The organism is Pseudoalteromonas sp. A757, assembly GCF_004103285.1.
GTDB classification, from domain to species: domain Bacteria; phylum Pseudomonadota; class Gammaproteobacteria; order Enterobacterales; family Alteromonadaceae; genus Pseudoalteromonas; species Pseudoalteromonas galatheae.
In genome coordinates this window covers 1-15,970 of record NZ_QNQN01000048.1, presented here as the reverse complement: position 1 = coordinate 15,970, position 15,970 = coordinate 1, and the positions used below count along the sequence as shown (strand labels likewise).

General features: G+C 45.2%; 18 protein-coding genes and 1 pseudogene. 8 read left to right on the top strand and 11 right to left on the bottom strand.

Annotation, left to right across the window (positions count from 1 at the left end; genetic code table 11):
• Positions 1-3: 3 nt before the first annotated feature.
• Positions 4-1,074, bottom strand: coding sequence for a GGDEF domain-containing protein (locus DRB05_RS00995; RefSeq protein WP_128725282.1), 1,071 nt, complete (start codon positions 1,072-1,074; stop codon positions 4-6).
• Between the two features lie 157 nt (positions 1,075-1,231).
• Between DRB05_RS00995 and DRB05_RS00990 the strand changes: the two genes are divergently transcribed.
• Together DRB05_RS00990 and DRB05_RS00985 are read left to right on the top strand one after the other, a co-directional pair.
• Entirely contained in the window at positions 1,232-2,758 is a 1,527-nt protein-coding gene (locus DRB05_RS00990) for a bifunctional GNAT family N-acetyltransferase/carbon-nitrogen hydrolase family protein (protein ID WP_128725281.1), read from the top strand.
• Between the two features lies 1 nt (position 2,759).
• Positions 2,760-3,074: a multidrug efflux SMR transporter gene (locus tag DRB05_RS00985; RefSeq protein WP_010604216.1), complete on the top strand. Its 315-nt coding sequence runs from the start codon at positions 2,760-2,762 to the stop codon at positions 3,072-3,074.
• Here DRB05_RS00985 and DRB05_RS00980 read toward each other — a convergent pair.
• Complete coding sequence (locus DRB05_RS00980; protein ID WP_128725280.1) at positions 3,061-3,930, bottom strand: multidrug transporter; 870 nt, start codon at positions 3,928-3,930, stop codon at positions 3,061-3,063. The two genes, DRB05_RS00985 and DRB05_RS00980, sit on opposite strands and share 14 nt — an antisense overlap.
• Positions 3,931-4,230: 300 nt before the next feature.
• Here DRB05_RS00980 and DRB05_RS00975 point away from each other — a divergent pair, with 300 nt between their 5' ends.
• Positions 4,231-4,617, top strand: coding sequence for an MAPEG family protein (locus DRB05_RS00975; RefSeq protein ID WP_039491002.1), 387 nt, complete (start codon positions 4,231-4,233; stop codon positions 4,615-4,617).
• A gap of 23 nt (positions 4,618-4,640) precedes the next feature.
• Here DRB05_RS00975 and DRB05_RS00970 read toward each other — a convergent pair whose 3' ends face one another.
• The gene (locus DRB05_RS00970) at positions 4,641-5,333 is read right to left on the bottom strand and encodes a pseudouridine synthase (RefSeq protein WP_128725279.1); all 693 of its coding nucleotides are present in this window, start codon (positions 5,331-5,333) and stop codon (positions 4,641-4,643) included.
• Between the two features lie 82 nt (positions 5,334-5,415).
• Between DRB05_RS00970 and DRB05_RS00965 the strand changes: the two genes are divergently transcribed.
• The gene (locus DRB05_RS00965; RefSeq protein ID WP_128725278.1) at positions 5,416-5,721 is read left to right on the top strand and encodes a DUF6482 family protein; all 306 of its coding nucleotides are present in this window, start codon (positions 5,416-5,418) and stop codon (positions 5,719-5,721) included.
• A 3-nt stretch (positions 5,722-5,724) separates the two neighbouring features.
• Here the strand turns inward: DRB05_RS00965 and DRB05_RS00960 are convergent, their stop codons facing one another.
• Positions 5,725-6,594: an SDR family oxidoreductase gene (locus DRB05_RS00960; RefSeq protein WP_128725277.1), complete on the bottom strand. Its 870-nt coding sequence runs from the start codon at positions 6,592-6,594 to the stop codon at positions 5,725-5,727.
• Between the two features lie 116 nt (positions 6,595-6,710).
• Here DRB05_RS00960 and DRB05_RS00955 point away from each other — a divergent pair, with 116 nt between their 5' ends.
• On the top strand, positions 6,711-8,045 hold the full coding sequence (locus tag DRB05_RS00955; RefSeq protein ID WP_128725276.1) for a hypothetical protein: 1,335 nt from the start codon (positions 6,711-6,713) through the stop codon (positions 8,043-8,045).
• A 29-nt stretch (positions 8,046-8,074) separates the two neighbouring features.
• On the opposite strand, the gene DRB05_RS00950 is transcribed toward DRB05_RS00955, so the two are convergent.
• The 7 genes from DRB05_RS00950 to DRB05_RS00920 form a co-directional block, all read right to left on the bottom strand.
• Positions 8,075-9,586: a peptide MFS transporter gene (locus DRB05_RS00950; protein WP_128725275.1), complete on the bottom strand. Its 1,512-nt coding sequence runs from the start codon at positions 9,584-9,586 to the stop codon at positions 8,075-8,077.
• Positions 9,587-9,670: 84 nt separating this feature from the next.
• Complete coding sequence (locus DRB05_RS00945; protein ID WP_128725274.1) at positions 9,671-10,372, bottom strand: HAD-IA family hydrolase; 702 nt, start codon at positions 10,370-10,372, stop codon at positions 9,671-9,673.
• Between the two features lie 2 nt (positions 10,373-10,374).
• A complete protein-coding gene (locus DRB05_RS00940) occupies positions 10,375-11,298 on the bottom strand; it encodes a tyrosine recombinase XerC (protein WP_128725273.1) in 924 nt (307 codons plus the stop codon).
• Positions 11,295-11,921 carry a DUF484 family protein gene (locus DRB05_RS00935; RefSeq protein WP_128725272.1) on the bottom strand — a complete coding sequence of 209 codons (627 nt, stop codon included), beginning with the start codon at positions 11,919-11,921 and terminating at the stop codon, positions 11,295-11,297. The genes DRB05_RS00940 and DRB05_RS00935 overlap by 4 nt, the downstream gene beginning before the upstream one ends.
• On the bottom strand, positions 11,918-12,748 hold the full coding sequence (dapF, locus tag DRB05_RS00930) for a diaminopimelate epimerase (RefSeq protein WP_128725271.1): 831 nt from the start codon (positions 12,746-12,748) through the stop codon (positions 11,918-11,920). Before dapF ends, DRB05_RS00935 begins: the two co-directional genes overlap by 4 nt.
• Positions 12,749-12,875: 127 nt before the next feature.
• The gene (lysA, locus tag DRB05_RS00925) at positions 12,876-14,129 is read right to left on the bottom strand and encodes a diaminopimelate decarboxylase (RefSeq protein ID WP_128725270.1); all 1,254 of its coding nucleotides are present in this window, start codon (positions 14,127-14,129) and stop codon (positions 12,876-12,878) included.
• A gap of 1 nt (position 14,130) precedes the next feature.
• A complete protein-coding gene (locus DRB05_RS00920; protein WP_010604229.1) occupies positions 14,131-14,307 on the bottom strand; it encodes a lipoprotein in 177 nt (58 codons plus the stop codon).
• A 155-nt stretch (positions 14,308-14,462) separates the two neighbouring features.
• Between DRB05_RS00920 and cyaY the strand changes: the two genes are divergently transcribed.
• From cyaY to DRB05_RS00905, 3 genes and pseudogenes are all read left to right on the top strand, one after another.
• A complete protein-coding gene (cyaY, locus tag DRB05_RS00915) occupies positions 14,463-14,783 on the top strand; it encodes an iron donor protein CyaY (protein ID WP_010378141.1) in 321 nt (106 codons plus the stop codon).
• Positions 14,783-15,439: an alpha/beta fold hydrolase gene (locus DRB05_RS00910; RefSeq protein ID WP_128725269.1), complete on the top strand. Its 657-nt coding sequence runs from the start codon at positions 14,783-14,785 to the stop codon at positions 15,437-15,439. Before cyaY ends, DRB05_RS00910 begins: the two co-directional genes overlap by 1 nt.
• 45 nt (positions 15,440-15,484) lie before the next feature.
• A pseudogene (locus tag DRB05_RS00905) lies at positions 15,485-15,970 on the top strand (hypothetical protein); the annotation flags it as partial.

The following is a 15,970-nucleotide window of genomic DNA, read 5'->3' as shown; positions in this document are numbered from 1 at the left end:
GAGTTAACTTACTCCCTCCGATACGCGCAAAATCGGTGCTGCAGTAATCCGGTTTCGTCCAGAGTGTTTGCTGTCATAAAGTGCTGCATCGGCATGTTGAATGATGACCTCAAAAGATTGGCTGGGATCCCAACTGGCAACGCCAAAACTCATGGTGACTTTAAGAATTTCGTTTTCAAAGCTTATGGCTTCAACGGCTCGTCGTAACTTTTCCATACGCTGCATTGCCTCTCCGCAAGAGCAAGGTGCCAGCACGATTAAAAACTCTTCGCCGCCCCAACGAACGGCAATATCCGCAGGGTAAATATGTGCTTTAATCGTTTCGGCCACGCTTTTTAAGATTTGATCTCCTTTGTCATGGCCAAAGGTGTCATTGATTTTTTTGAAGTGGTCAATATCCGCCATTACTAAACATAAAGGAGAGTGAGTAGAGATACAGCTTTCTTTCGCGTGAGTGATAAGCTCGCGCGCATAGCGGCGGTTGAACATTTGTGTGAGTGGGTCGTGTGCAGCGAGTTCTTCTAATTTATCTCTTTGTTGAACCGTCATTTTTCGTATGTGGCTGATCGTATAAATCATGGGTATACCGCATATGAGTACGTTGGCAAAATGCACGTACGGGAGCAACTGTTGATAGCGATATTGATAGGCAATATCACCGAACAACAACTCCAAGGCTGCGAATAGTGTGATCAACACAACGGAATAAATAACGGCATTACGTAACCTGAGTTGGTAATCTAACAACATAAGGCAAGATACTGTCCAGAGGTAGTATTGAAATCCAAGTGACATACCTAAGTAGGCACATACCAGTGTTGCATGTATGGCCACTTCTAGACAGAAAACCCGCAGTGCGATAGAGGGTTTACTCGCATCAATGAGTTTAATTCCGGTGTACCACATCAGCACACTCCACACATTGATCAAAGCGAGTATGTTCACCTCTAGATGCCAAAACACACCTATAAGACCGGCATGTAGCCACATGCAATACAAAGCCACGCGTCGTAATAATGCAAATTTTAATGCTTCTACTTGGTCTGGTTTGCTGTAAGGGTGGTATTTAGTCAAACGTAAGCTCTTGTGGTGTTCACAATAAAATAAGTATAGAAGCTCTATTGTGATTTGCCGTCTATTTGGCCTAAGCTCAGTTTATTCGCTCAGCATTCAGCAAGGTTGGCTGTAGTAGAGTGAGAGATAGGTAGATAACATAAGCTTTGGAGTTGATATGTCTATAGAAAAAGCGCGGATCACGCTATGTAACTTAGAAAAGTCTGACTACGATCAGGTCAAGTCATTAATGGATGAAGCTTACCCTGATCTTGGTGGTGCTTGGCCTAGTCATACGATATTTAGGTTGATTGACCAGTTTCCTGAGGGACAGATCGGCGTGAAAGATGGCGATCGTATAGTGGGTATTGCGTTGAGTGTTCAAGTTGACTATCAAACCTTTTCTAACCCACATACTTATGAAGATATTGTTGATGCGCATAGCCGAATCTTCAGTGATAGTAATGCCGATGCACTGTACGGACTTGATGTAGTGATAGCCAAAAGCCACCGTGGTCTGCGTCTCGGTCGGCGACTGTATGATGCCCGTAAAGAGCTTTGTCGTCAGTACAACTTACGTGCGATTTTAGCTGGTGGTCGGATCCCGCTTTATAAGCAATTCCGCAGCAGCATGTCGCCAATGGAGTATATAAACAAAGTCGACCATAAAGAATTACACGACCCCATTCTAAGCTTCCAACTTGCCAACGATTTCCAAGTAAAGCGATTGTTGAAACAGTATCTACCTGAAGATCAAGACTCCGAAGGCTATGCGACGCTGTTGGAGTGGAATAACATTCTCTTCGAGCCTACCGATACTGTGATCGAAAGTAAAAAAACCATTGTCAGAGTAGGGGCGGTACAGTGGCAAATGCGCCGGGTGGAATCGGTAGAGGAGCTCATGCAACAGGTAGAGTATTTTGTGGACACAGTCTCTGATTATCAAAGTGACTTTATCCTGTTTCCTGAATTTTTTAACGCGCCCCTAATGGGCCTTGGAAGCTATAAAAATCAGACCGAAGCTATCCGAGCATTAGCAACGTATACAGAGCAGTTTAGAGCCGCTATGTCGCAAATGGCGATTGAGTACAATGCCAATATTATCACGGGCTCTATGCCGCTACTTGAGGGCGATAAACTTTATAACGTCAGTTACTTGTGTCACCGCTCCGGCAAAGTGGATGAACAACGTAAAATTCATATTACTCCTCACGAAGACTACGATTGGGTTATCAAAGGTGGCGATAAAATTGAAGTGTTCGATACGGATGCGGGCCGAGTGGGGATCCAAGTATGCTACGACGTGGAGTTTCCAGAGCTATCGCGGATCATGGCTGAAAAAGGGCTGGATATTTTGTTTGTACCATTTTGGACTGACACAAAAAACAGCTATTTAAGGGTAAGGCACTGCGCGCAGGCCCGTGCGGTTGAAAACGAATGCTACGTTGTTATCGCAGGAAGCGTTGGTAACTTGCCACAGGTAGAAAGCCTAGATGTGCAGTACGCCCAGTCAGCGGTGTTGACGCCATCGGACTTTGCTTTTCCTCATGATGCCGCACTCAACGAAGCAACACCAAATACGGAAATGCTGTTATTTAGTGACTTAGACTTAGATAAACTCAAAATATTGCATAGTGAAGGAACGGTGCGTAATTTACGAGACCGAAGAAAAGACCTGTATTCTGTGGAGTTGAAACAAAAATAGTATGGCGTGGGTTTATTTAATTATGGCTGGCTTGTTTGAAATAGGGTGGCCCGTTGGTCTGAAAATGGCTCAGCAAGCCGATACTCGTTGGTTAGGTATAGTGATAGCCGTTGGTTTTATGGCCTTGAGTGGTTGGATGTTATGGCTGGCACAAAAACAAATTCCACTGGGTACCTCGTATGCGGTGTGGACGGGTATTGGCGCGGCTGGCACATTCTTAGTGGGTATCTTTTTCTACGGTGACCCAAGTAGTTTTATGCGCTACTTGGGCGTGTTACTTATCATCAGTGGGGTTGTGGTACTTAAGTTAGCATAACCAAAATAGCGGCGATGGCGATGAGTAAGAGCCCCATTGAGTCGCGCTTCCTTACCGGTGCTTTGAGCCATAAGAAAGAGATAAGCAAAGTGAAAAACACTTCGATTTGGCCGAGTGTTTTTACGTACGCTACATGCTCTAGGCTCATTGCGCTAAACCAGCCTATAGAACCGATGCAACTGCTAACACTAATGGCCAGCGTCAGTTTGCGGCGTTGCCACAGTACGCGCCAAGAGTGTGCTTCGCGTATCGTCAAATACATACTCAACATCACAGTTTGGCAAACCAGTACTAACAATAACACCCAGGCTGCACTGTAAGGAAAAGGTAGGCCCGATGCGATACTGGCTTCACGTACCCAAAGAGAAGTGAGCGCGAAGCTTGTTCCACAGGCAAGTCCCACTAGTGCGGTTTTCCCATTGAAAGCACGCAGGCTAAACCCACTTAATAACAACACCGCGATGGCACCAATAAAGACACCAAGCCAACCAAGTAGAGTTAAGCTAGAGCCAAAAAAGAGCACGCCCAAAATTGCCGCCACGAGTGCCTCACTCTTCGCAAGTCCAGCACCTATGGCGTAATTACTCTGCTTAAACAGCACCACCATTAACCCCGTCGCGATGATCTGCATGACACTGGCCCCCAGTACATAGGCAAGAAAATCATTGCTAATGACAAGTGGCCCTGCGGGAGCAATCAGGTAAAGACTCCATAGATATAACCCTGCGAGTGGACTGGCTAGAATAAATCTTGCTAGGGTGACACTGGCTGTGGAGGCGCTTTCACTCAATTTGCTCTGAAAGGCATTTCGCCAAGCCTGAGAAAAAGCAGCTAGCAAGGTGAATAAAATCCACATAAAAACTGTCCCTACAATGCTCAAATGTAAATCAGCATACCGGAACGGAGCTTATCTGGATAAATGAATTATCGTGATAGTGAAAATAATTCATTTATTTAAGGTGATAGCAGATTGCACTACTGACTTGGTACCGCGACAATTTGCCACATGGTTAATTTCCAATATCACGATATGATTAAGATCGATGCTACAAGATTGGGCCATAGGTTCGGGTATCACGTATCCACTTATGGCTTTTCTTTTTAACGCTATTCTGCTCTACTGAGTTGAATAATCAAAAGGTTGAAGGAGTATCTTGTGGGTATACTAATCATCTGTGCAATTCTTGCCATCTTACTACCTTATTTTGCCAAAATTCCTGTGGCAGTAGCGATGAACAAAGAAGGGGGCTATGACAACAAGCACCCACGTGAACAGCAAAAGAAACTGACAGGGCTTGGAGCAAGAGCGCTGGCTGCGCATCAAAACTGCTTTGAATCATTAGCTGTTTTTGCTGTCGCCTTGGCCGTTGCGTTCGGCACCCAAACCTATACTCCTCTGGTCGAATGGCTAGCCATCGGACATATTGTCGCACGAGCACTGTATTGTGTGCTGTATTGGGCGAATATTGATGTGCTGCGTTCTATCGTATGGGCGCTCGGACTTGGCTGTGCCATTGCCATTATTGTGGTGTGTGGTTTGTAGTCGTTCTTTGCGTGACTCCACACTTAGGTCAACTGAATTAACTCTGCTGAAATCTCTTTCACTTCAGTAGAGTTAACATCCAATTGTGTCAATGCTAAGTTTGCAATACGCACTCGGTATAAATCGATAACCCGATAACCACAGTAATGTGCCATTCTTCTAATCTGGCGATTGAGCCCTTGGCGTAACACTATTTTAAAGCGGTCATGAGCGATTTGTTCAACAGTACAGGGCAGGGTTATTTGCCCCTTCACTGGCACGCCGGCTGCCATTTTAAGGCAAAAATCTGGGTCCAGAGGCTTATCAACTTGCACCTCATATTCTTTCTCTTGATGATGGTCTGGGTGGATTAATTGCTGACACAGTGCCCCATCATTGGTGAGGAGTAGTAATCCTCGACTGTCTTTATCTAACCGACCTATTGGATACACACGACATGACTCTGGTAGTACATGGTAGATACTGGCAGGGTCATCTGGGTTTACTTTGCAGTCTATACCAACAGGTTTATGGTAAACAAAGAGTCTTCTCGCTTGTGGCGGCGCGACCGGTTCACCATCGACCATAATGCAATCGGTCAAATTGATATGATCTATGTGATTGGCCAAGCGGCCATTTACAGTCACTCTTGCTGTATCAATTAGGCGAGACGCTTGTCGCCTAGAGCAAACACCGCAGTGGCTGAGATATTTAGCCAAACGCATCGGATAGGACATAGACATTCACATGATCAAAAAGAGATAACAGCGCGTATTGTAGGGCAACAAACTGTTTGGATCTATGCATGGGAGACTATCAATGGCCATTGCGTTTTCAAAGTTAAAACAGCATCAACCGCTGCAAAAGGTAATAGTGCATTCCATTGATTTAGCGCTTTATCAAGTCAGCGTGCTTATTAATAACGTGGAATATTATGTCACGGAAGAAAATGGCGAATTTTTAAAAGCACACAACCCGCTGCAAATTCAAAAACGTCTGCTTGATATTAGCTACCTAGAAATGGTGATTAGGCATCAAAGTGCTTATGACGAAATGATAGGGCACCCAGTATCAGCAGATGATAATACGCTGGAAGTACCCTTTGGCCGTAATGACCTACTGTAAGCGTCATATATGTTTTGTGAGCACTTCAGCTATTGCGGTGGCAAAATCGCGTTGGTGAGAAATCCCCAAATCAATCAACCTTGTGTCTTTCAGAGCGCAATCTTGTGGTCTTGTGGCATCGTCACTCGGTTGGCTCAGCGGTACGAGATCTTGCGTCGGTAGCTGCAAAGCCTGCGCCATGACCTGCGCCATTTCATACTTAGTGAATGCTTGATTGCCACTGATATGAATAATCCCACCAAGGCTAGGCTGTGCGATAATATCTTTGAGCGTTAGTGCAATATCACTGACATGGGTTGGGTAGCGAGTAGCCCAGTGGTCGTGACTTGAAGCAGGGTTGGCTAACAGCTGTTTTGCAATAATGGTTACCGCAGATTCTTCCAGCGTTTTTACCTCGCCGTATAAAACTGGCACTCGTACTATGGTGTGTAATGCGCTATCCGCCAGTATGGCACGCTCCGCAGCTTGCTTGGTTTGGCCGTAGAAGTTCACAGGATTAGTGATATCTGTTTCAACGTAAGGTGCTGAGGTGCCGTCAAACACATAGTCAGTACTAATAAAGAAAAATCGAATATCTCTTTTGCGGCAGGCTTGGGCTAAGAACTCGGTTGCTGCAACATTGAGCGCAAGCGTTGCCGCTTGGTCTTGTTCACATTGTTCTGGTCTGCGCTCTGCTGCGGCATGAATAAGTATCTCAGGGCTATGATTATCTAAGAAATCTAAAACCGAATTGTGGTCAGCCAAATCAAGCTTGTGAAGTGGTGCGGCTGCTCGGCTAAAGCCACACCCTAGAATCTCGTGAGTACTACTTAGCTCTTGGCAGAGTGCGCGGCCAAGCAGGCCGGTTGCGCCGGTGATCATAACTTTGGACATAGATTATGGAACCCCTTTTTGAACGAGTCAGTACAGTAGCAAAGGCGAATGAAAAACTACAGGTTTGTGTCGATTTACGTTAAGTTAAATGATAACTAATTAAACAGGGAACAAGAATGAATAATAAAGTTAAGTTGTTAAGCATGTGCATGTTGTCTACATCAGTAAATGCAACACAGATATTTATGAAAGGAAGTGAATGTCGGCTTGATGAATCGGCTCAGCCAATAGAGTTATTTACCCAAAGTTCTGACTCAATTTATGCAGTTGCAGGCAGAGACCCAAGTAGTAGGCAAGTTCGAAAAGTAGCAGGTGAGTTGAGCGATGATGTAAAGTTGAAGCTATTCGAGATGCTTTCGACTAAAGCGCAAGCTTATCCGCATGGTGTTATCGTAGATAGAGTGGTGCTTAAAGAGCGTCTTAAAGACACCTCTAAAGAAGTGAATGTTTCTGGTCGTATTGTCGCTTACCCAGTTACTACCTGTGAGACTTCGGAAGTCATCACCGCTAAAAACTATGACATGATAACCGCCACATCGTTTTCAGGTAAAACTCAACGAATTACCTTTAACGTGGAAATAGACCCAAACCGTAATGCGTTTGTGCGTAAATCAACGCAAGTTGATGATACGGTAATATCCCAAAAACAAGTCTTTGGTATTGAGTTGGGCGATACCTATGCTGTTGCTGAGAAAAAAGTTGGGCGTTTTACATTAGTTTGGCCACTCAACGCACGGCAAAAGCTTGCAACCATTGGCAGAAATCATGCGTTGCTATTCGAAAATAATCGGTTTGTAGGCTATCAATATGCTTTCAATCTGTTGCCTTCAAGTCTCGCCAATCTCATTAATATTTACGACATTAACCTAGCAAGTCACATTCAAGGCGAAGCCATTGAAATCACAAATGCTGCATTGAGCGAAAAGATGGTAGCAGCTATTAAAAGCGATTTTTCCGGCGCGACATTTTATCAAGAGGGAAAATACACCAAAGAGCCAAAGACTAAGCTTTCTGGCCTACAGGTTGGTGAATTTAATGTCACCAAACCAGTCGCACTTAGCTGTTATAAAGGTCAAAGTGATATAGACGAGTTTGTAAAGCAGCACCAGCAAAGTCTAGCTCAATGGCAGAACGTGGATGCAAAAACGGTGTTTTACACTGGCTGTAACCAGCTAGTTGAATTAAATAAGCTTGGAAAGGTGACTTCGGTCAAACTACTTGAATCTTGGTCACTATCTAATGCAAATCTAATTGGACTTGCTGATATGAAAAGCGTGCTTTCACCTTGGGAATTTTATGGAGTACGTTATTTAGACCCTGAAAACAAAGCCTCTTTGATAGGAGATATTGAGGACTTTTACGGCACAATTGAGGTCACTGCTAAGCAGTGGGTTGGTCATTTCAAATCTTATGATGGTCAGCTTGTTTCTGCTGAATTTGAGAAGATGTAGAAGTTATCACTCCTACATCTGCATTTTATCTAAGCCGTTTGCTCTGTCAGCGGCTTTTCAGATTGCTTTTCCCAATGCTTGGTTTTTAGGCCAAGTACACCGACAAATACACCAATACCGATAGTAAATAGTGCAATTTGAAGGTACAGGTTGGGTAAGTCTTCGATATTATTCGGATCAAAGCTACCGGCGAGCAGACCCGAGAAGATATTACCAATTGAGTAAGTCAGTACGAAAACCCCCATCATTTGCCCTGCAAAACGCTTGGGAGATAACTTACTTACTGCGCTTAACGCCACAGGGCTTAAGCAAAGCTCACCCACAGTGTGCAGAAAGTAAGTGGTGATCAACCACATTGGCGCCACTTGCAGGCCCTGGGCTGCATATTGGGAAGCGAAAAACATCACAATAAATCCGCTCGCCATGATGATAAGGCCAATCGCACATTTCACGCTATAGGTTGGCGTGATCATCCGCTTAGCCAAGTTAATCCATAGCGCAGCAAAGAAAGGAGATAACACGATAATGAAAAAAGCGTTGGCTGATTGGAACCAAGCGGTTGGAATACTAAAACTGCCTACTAATCTGTCGGTGTAATCGCGGGCAAATAGATTAAGCGATGAGCCTGCTTGTTCAAAACCAGACCAAAAACAAGTGGACGCAACGCAAACCAAAAACAGTGCCCACATCCGGCGCTTTTCATCGGCATCAAGATTACCGCCAAAGTAGATATAACCGTAATACAAAAAGAATGTGACAGTAAAAGCAATCGCAACATATTTTGCGAGCTCTACAGGATTAATCACAAAAACACCTATAAACGCCGCTGCCGTTATTGCTGCAACAGCCGTAATAACTATAGCTATCGCCCCCCAAGCTTTAGTACTTTGACTTCCCGTCATTGGGTTAGTTGGCGCATTGCCAACGGTAGCGATGTGTTTGTCTGTTAGGCGATAATTGACTAAACCGATTGCCATGCCTACCGCGGCTGCACCAAAGGCCCAGTGCCAACCAACGTTTTCCATAAAGTAACCACATACCGCATAGCCGATCACAGACCCAAGGTTGATCCCCATATAGTAAATCGCGTAGCCACTGTCGCGGCGGTTATCTTCATCGTTATAAAGCTGGCCAACCATAGCGCTAATATTGGGTTTTAATAAACCGGTTCCACTGGCAACAAAGATAAGGCCAACAAAAAAGGAAAATTGACTTGGGATGGCAAGAATGATGTGGCCGCACATAATGATAATGCCGCCGTACCAAACCGCACGTTGGCCACCTAATAAACGGTCTGCTATCCAGCCTCCCGGTAGGCCTAAGAAATAAACCGAACCAGTATAGAGGCCATATATTGCGGCAGCGGAGGCAACGGTGAAGCCAAGACCTTCTTGCTGTAAGGTGGCTGTCATGAAAAGTACTAACATGGCACGCATGCCGTAATAACTCATTCGTTCCCACATCTCGGTGAGAAACAAAGTCTGTAGGCCTTTTGGATGACCAAAAAAGCCTGTATCACTTGTTGTGTCCTGTGATGACATATTTCACTTCCATTATTATCGTTTTTTGGAAGTCAATATTAGTACGTTATTCAAGCACCGAATGCAACCGCATGAAAGGAAACATTACATCATCTTTTTTAACATTTGTATGTCATCGATTTCCACATTGGCTAGTCCTTTGTACTGGTATGGCACAAATTGATTGCGAAGCCAAACACTAGGGCAGCCGGCACGGTGTGCTCCTTGCACATCTGTATCTAAGCTATCGCCAACATGCAGAAGTTGATGTGGTGCAAGGTTAAAATGCTGGCAGGCAAGCTGGTAAAGCTCAGGGTGAGGTTTGGCGCGGCCATCAATTCCGGCGCGAAGCACTAAGTCAAAACTATCGCGAAGATTGAACTTATCTATCTCGACATTACCATTAGTGATAGCAATGATGTGATATTGGCTGCGTAACTGAGCAAGCAGGTTGATGACGGCGTCGCTGACAATGATATTACTGCGGGCATCGGCAAAGGCTTGATAGGCCTGTAGTGCGCGCTGTTTACTTGTTGCGGCATCAAATCCCAGTGCTGTGAAGCCCCACTCAAGTGCCACTTGACGCCACTTTGTCACATCTTCTGCAAGTGCACTGTTTTGTTTGAGCACTTCGCTTCGACATTGAGACCAGAATGATTGCCCCCTCGCTTGCCACTCGGGAATAGTATTCAGGTGCGCTGTCATGGCGTTAACAGCCGCAATGATAACAGGCCTGTTATCGTATAGCGTATCGTCTAAATCAAAACTGATGGCGGCAATGTCTGAAATGGGCTTATTGAATCGCATTGTTACTCGTCTTTTTGCTTTTTTGCTCTTGGGTGAGCGCTATCATACACTTTTGCTAAATGTTGAAAATCTAAATGGGTGTAGACTTGAGTGGCTGATAAGCTGGCATGCCCAAGCATCTCTTGTACCGCGCGTAAGTCACCGCTGGATTCTAGCATGTGGCTGGCGAACGAGTGCCTCAGTTTATGGGGATGAATAGGTGTACTAACTCCTTGTTTCAGACCCCATTCTTTCATTCTTGCGCGGACATGGCGAGGACTGATCCGGCGTTTTAATTTACTCACAAAAAGCGCAGGCTCTTCCGATGTTGCAAATTGCGGCCTTATTTTGAGCCAATCAGCTAGCGCGTTTAGCGCTTTACCGCCGACAGGCACAACGCGCTCCTTACCGCCTTTACCAAGCACGCGTATTTCACCGTCTTTGACGTCCAATAGGTTTGCACCAACCAACTCGCTTAATCGCAAACCACTAGAGTACATTAATTCCATCATGGCTTTATCACGAATGGCAAGCGCATCATCTGCCTGAATTTCGAGAAGTTGCCCCATTTGGTCAACATCAAGGTTCTTTGGGAGTGGCTTTTGAAACTTAGGCCCTCGGATCCCTTGCGCGGGATTGACGACAGCCTGTTGCGATTGTGACTTGAGCTTGAGAAATTTATATAAGCTCCGAATACAACTGAGCTTAAGGTTGATGGTTCTTGGGCTGTAATTTTGACCGCGAAGCTTCATGCTGTAGCGGCGAATTTGCTCGCCACTGACTTCTAGCCAACAAGAGGCGTGGTCACAAAAATACTGCGCTGCTTGAATAAGCTGAGTGTTGTATTGAGTTAGTGTATGTTCTGAGTAGTGCTTTTCGTGGCGCAAGTGTGCCATAAAGGCGGTTACTGGTTGCGTCCAATCTTCCGATAGTGGTGTTAGGCTCATGCCAGCGCTTCGAGCTTAAGCGATAATGTTTGAATAAAAGCCGTGATCAACATATTGTCATGTTGTGGCGAAAAGTGTTCTGGTGAGGGGCTAGCAAAGGCCAGAATAAAGCGACCTTTGTCCGACGCATCAACGCGGTAAAGTGCCACCGAGCCCACTTCAATACCAGCAAACAAGAGTTCAGCTTGTGACTGGCTGAGTCGTCCTAAGTAGCAGTTGTTACTGCTCAGTTTAGCTGACACTAGTTCCAAAAGCGTATCATCGATGTTGATGAGTTTACATGCTTGGATGTCCGGGTGGTCCTCAAAGCGCTGTGCTAACGTATGATTGATTGCACTCAACTCTGTACAACGCATGATAGCCAATTGGCATTCACTCAATTGCTTGAAAATCAGCTCGTTGGCTTTTGCATAATGGACCATGTCTTTGATCTGCTGCTGTAGTGAGTTGACTTCGTCGCGGAGCATCCGCTGTTGGTGCAAAGCAAGGTTTGGGAGCCCTTGCTGCTGGTGGTGTAGCTGCAAATCCAATAGCACATAAGGGTGTCTGAGCAAAAAATCAGGATGCTTGCGCAGGTACTCAATGACTAATTGTTCAGTCGAATTTGCTTCTTTTATGGTCATATTGCGATTTGCCCATCAAAAACATGCTCCGCCGGTCCGGTCATTTTCACTACTTGACCTTGGCCGCCCCAACGTACTTGAAGACTGCCACCTGGTAGGTCGACCCTAACGGTTTCTTCTAACTTGCCTTGCATTATGCCTGCAACTACGGCAGCACATGCTCCTGTGCCACAGGCAAGCGTTTCGCCAGCGCCGCGCTCCCAAACACGTAGCTTAACGTGTTCACGAGAAACTACTTCCATAAAGCCAATATTGGCCTTTTGTGGGAAACGTTCATGGTGTTCAAGGAGCGGTCCAAGTGTCGCTACCTCAGCGGCTTCTACACTATCGACAATAATCACGCCATGAGGATTGCCCATAGAAACCGCGCTACAAAACACCGTATGTTCGTCGGCTCTTAAAATATAGGTGTTTTCTTGTTTGTTTGCACGAAATGGAATGGCTTGTGGGTTAAAGTTTGGTTTGCCCATATTCACGGTAACTTGGCCGTCTTTTTCGGTATAAAGGGTGAGATTGCCGCCCTTTGTAGAGACACAAACTTTGTGTTTGTTCGTTAAGCCCTTCATGCGAACAAAACGAGCAAAACAGCGAGCACCGTTACCACACTGCTCAACTTCGTTACCATCGGCGTTGAAAATACGGTAATGAAAATCTAAGTCCGGGGAATAAGGCGCTTCAACCATCAATAGCTGATCAAAGCCAATTCCAAAGTGGCGATCTGCTAACTTCTTAATTTGGTCTCGAGACAAAAACACATTTTGGGTGACATTATCTATCACCACAAAGTCGTTGCCTAAACCATGCATTTTTGAAAAGTTTATAAACATAGAGTGGTTATCTTTTGGTATAAAACCATGGCCTCACTTTACTAATACTTTGCCATGGATACTTCGGCTAGGGAAGCGGGCTTGACATTAAGCCTTGTTTTGCATCCCAAGGATGTATCCAAGTCGATTATTGTGGCAGTAGTTGTTCATATTGCCACAGAGATTCTAACGGCTCTCTTTGGCGGATTAGATGGTGTTGGTTGTTATCAACCATGACCTCCGCACAGCGGGGGCGAGAGTTGTAATTTGAACTCATGGTAAAGCCATAAGCGCCTGCGCTGCGCTGTACTAACAAGTCGCCAGCCTTTATTTTAAGTACTCGGTCTTTACCTAGAAAGTCACCCGTTTCACAGACTGGGCCAACCACGTCGTAAGTTATCGCGTCAACATCATCTCGCGGTATGACAGGCACGATATTTTGCCAAGCCTGATAAAGCGATGGGCGCAGCATGTCGTTCATGCCAGCATCAACAATGGCAAAATGCTTATGCTCGGTTGGCTTAATAAATTCGACTTTAGTCACCAACACACCGGCATTGGCAGCAATCGCACGACCTGGCTCAAAAATGAGTTCTAGATCATTGAACTGCGCCAATCGTGCTTTAATCTCTGCAGCATAAGCACTCGGATGCGGCGGTTTTTCACCGTCATAAGGCACGCCAAGACCGCCACCGATATCGAGGTGATGCAAGTAAATCCCCGCTTTTTCAAGTTGAGAGATTAGAGCCAGCACTTTATCTAACGCCGCTAAAAATGGATTAACCTCAACCAACTGAGAGCCGATATGAAAGTCGATCCCAACCACTTTTAAACCCGGTAGGGCATAAGCTAGCTGGTAAACATCAAATGCGGCTTTGATATCAATACCAAATTTGTTCTCTTTTAACCCAGTTGAAATGTAAGGGTGAGTTTTTGCATCGATATCTGGGTTTACGCGCAATGAAATTGGCGCAATCTTATCCAGTCTGGTTGCCACTTCACTGATGCGGTGAAGCTCCGCAATCGACTCAACATTAAAGCATTTAATCCCAGTCTCGAGTGCAAACGCGATTTCATCTTCCGTTTTCGCAACGCCAGAAAAAACGACTTTTCGAGGATCTCCCCCTGCTTTTAGCACTCGTGCAAGTTCACCCTTCGACACGATATCAAAACCAGAACCAAGCTCAGCCAAGACGTTCAGCACGGCGATATTTGAATTCGCCTTTACTGCGTAGCACACTAAGTGGGGATGACCAGCTGCGGCGTCCGTAAAAGCGTGATAGTGCCGTGCTAAAGTCTTCTTCGAGTAGACATAGCAAGGAGTGCCATATTGCTCAGCGATAGTGGTTATGGCGACATCTTCAGCGAATAGTTCGCCATCTTGATAATTGAAATAATCCATTTTAACGCTCCTGTTGTTCTGCTTCAGGCTGGTTTGCTTGTGCTGCTTTCGGTTGGTTTGATTTTTTAGCCTGTTGTTCAGGCAAATAAAGCGGACCGCTTTGACCGCAACCCGATAATCCGATTAAAGTAGTAAAAACAAGTGCCGTTACGCTAAATTTATAAGGTGTCGCTTTCATTAGATAATTCGTGTCAGTGCCTTTATAATCGCAGAGTAACAGAATTGATAAAAAAAGCAGCTTTTCGCTATTGAAATTTCGTCTTCATCAAATTGCTCAAATAGCGAGTTAAGCTTAGGCACCATGCCGCAGTGCGTCAGTAAGAGGAAATCACGATGACAGAAAGTGAATATCATGAGTTAGCCGATGCGCTAATGTTGACTATTGAAGAGCAGATCGATGATTGTGACGCTGATTTAGATTACGAATCAGCATCGGGAATTCTAGAGATTATTTTCCCTGACAAGAGCAAAATTGTTATTAACAAACAAGCACCATTGCACCAAGTCTGGGTGGCGACTAAGTTTAATGGTCATCACTTTGAACTGCGTGGCGATCAGTGGATTGATAATCGCTCAGGTGCTGAGTTTTGGCAATTTATGAGCGACGCGGCGACGAAGCAAGCAAATATCGCAATAGAGTGGCAGCACGATTAATGTTGGAGTTTGTAGATTATCCTGCCAAAGGACAACATAAAGCGAGTATTATTTGGCTCCATGGATTAGGTGATTCAGGCAACGGCTTTTTACCTATTGCATCTGAGTTAAACCTGCCTGAGGAATTGGGTGCACACTTTATTTTTCCACATGCACCACAGCAGCCGGTCACCATAAATGGTGGCATGTTGATGCGTGCATGGTATGACATTAAATCATTTGATCTGGATAAAAGAGCGGATGAGCAAGGTGTGCGAGACTCATCAGCTCAGGTTGAAGCGTTAATTCAGGCAGAGCTAGATAAAGGTATCCCAGCTAACCGCATTGTCTTAGCTGGATTTTCTCAAGGGGGGGTGATTGCGCTCCATCTTGCACCGCGTTTAACTGTTAAATTGGCTGGTGTCATGGCACTATCGACTTATATGTGTGTGCCTGAAAAGCTCAGCGCAGAAGCACAGCAAAGCGAGCTCACTATTTTTATGGCGCATGGCAGTGCTGATCCTGTCGTACCTATGTTTGCAGGTGAGCATGCACTTAACACGTTACAACAGCAAGGTTATGAAGTGAGCTGGCAAGACTACCCAATGGAGCATCAGGTATGTCTTGAAGAATTAAAAGCTATTCGCGCTTGGTTAATTACGAGACTGAGTGATTAATATTAAGTGGTATAAGGTACTGGTGACAGATACAGGAGCAAAGCAATGTCACAAAAGATTGTCATAAAAACGTCGGTGAGTAAGCAACCCTCAAAGCCCTCAGCGGTGACCTATCAATGGCACTGGAAACGCATTTTTATGGCAACGGCAGCGTTTGCTGGCATTGCAACCGCGGGGATTTATGGTGTCGTGGATAACGTTAACGCAGATGAAGACGATGTCCAAGTGGCAGTACCTATGCATGCCACCAATACGAAAACCGATACTTCGCTGAATGACTCTCCTGCATCAGTAGACTCTAATGAAGAGCGTGAGGGCGAGCAGCTAAGTGCGGATACCTCACCTGATACCGTTTTAACGACGCCCGAGCTCACCCCTACTGGTGCCGCGACGACCTCAATAGAGGTCGCTCAAGTCATTGCACTAGACCAAGAACAGCAACAAGCTTCTGAAGAAACAGAAACAGAAACAGAAACAGAAACAGAAACAGAAACAGAAACAGAAACAGAAACAGAAACAGAAACAGAAACA

Coding starts and splice junctions, on each gene's coding strand:
- DRB05_RS00990 (WP_128725281.1), top strand. CDS start 1,232: ATGTCTATAGAAAAAGCGCGGATCACGCTATGTAACTTAGAAAAGTCT.
- DRB05_RS00985 (WP_010604216.1), top strand. CDS start 2,760: ATGGCGTGGGTTTATTTAATTATGGCTGGCTTGTTTGAAATAGGGTGG.
- DRB05_RS00980 (WP_128725280.1), bottom strand. CDS start 3,930: ATGTGGATTTTATTCACCTTGCTAGCTGCTTTTTCTCAGGCTTGGCGA.
- DRB05_RS00970 (WP_128725279.1), bottom strand. CDS start 5,333: ATGTCCTATCCGATGCGTTTGGCTAAATATCTCAGCCACTGCGGTGTT.
- DRB05_RS00965 (WP_128725278.1), top strand. CDS start 5,416: ATGGCCATTGCGTTTTCAAAGTTAAAACAGCATCAACCGCTGCAAAAG.
- DRB05_RS00960 (WP_128725277.1), bottom strand. CDS start 6,594: ATGTCCAAAGTTATGATCACCGGCGCAACCGGCCTGCTTGGCCGCGCA.
- DRB05_RS00955 (WP_128725276.1), top strand. CDS start 6,711: ATGAATAATAAAGTTAAGTTGTTAAGCATGTGCATGTTGTCTACATCA.
- DRB05_RS00950 (WP_128725275.1), bottom strand. CDS start 9,586: ATGTCATCACAGGACACAACAAGTGATACAGGCTTTTTTGGTCATCCA.
- DRB05_RS00945 (WP_128725274.1), bottom strand. CDS start 10,372: ATGCGATTCAATAAGCCCATTTCAGACATTGCCGCCATCAGTTTTGAT.
- DRB05_RS00940 (WP_128725273.1), bottom strand. CDS start 11,298: ATGAGCCTAACACCACTATCGGAAGATTGGACGCAACCAGTAACCGCC.
- DRB05_RS00935 (WP_128725272.1), bottom strand. CDS start 11,921: ATGACCATAAAAGAAGCAAATTCGACTGAACAATTAGTCATTGAGTAC.
- dapF (WP_128725271.1), bottom strand. CDS start 12,748: ATGTTTATAAACTTTTCAAAAATGCATGGTTTAGGCAACGACTTTGTG.
- lysA (WP_128725270.1), bottom strand. CDS start 14,129: ATGGATTATTTCAATTATCAAGATGGCGAACTATTCGCTGAAGATGTC.
- DRB05_RS00920 (WP_010604229.1), bottom strand. CDS start 14,307: ATGAAAGCGACACCTTATAAATTTAGCGTAACGGCACTTGTTTTTACT.
- cyaY (WP_010378141.1), top strand. CDS start 14,463: ATGACAGAAAGTGAATATCATGAGTTAGCCGATGCGCTAATGTTGACT.
- DRB05_RS00910 (WP_128725269.1), top strand. CDS start 14,783: ATGTTGGAGTTTGTAGATTATCCTGCCAAAGGACAACATAAAGCGAGT.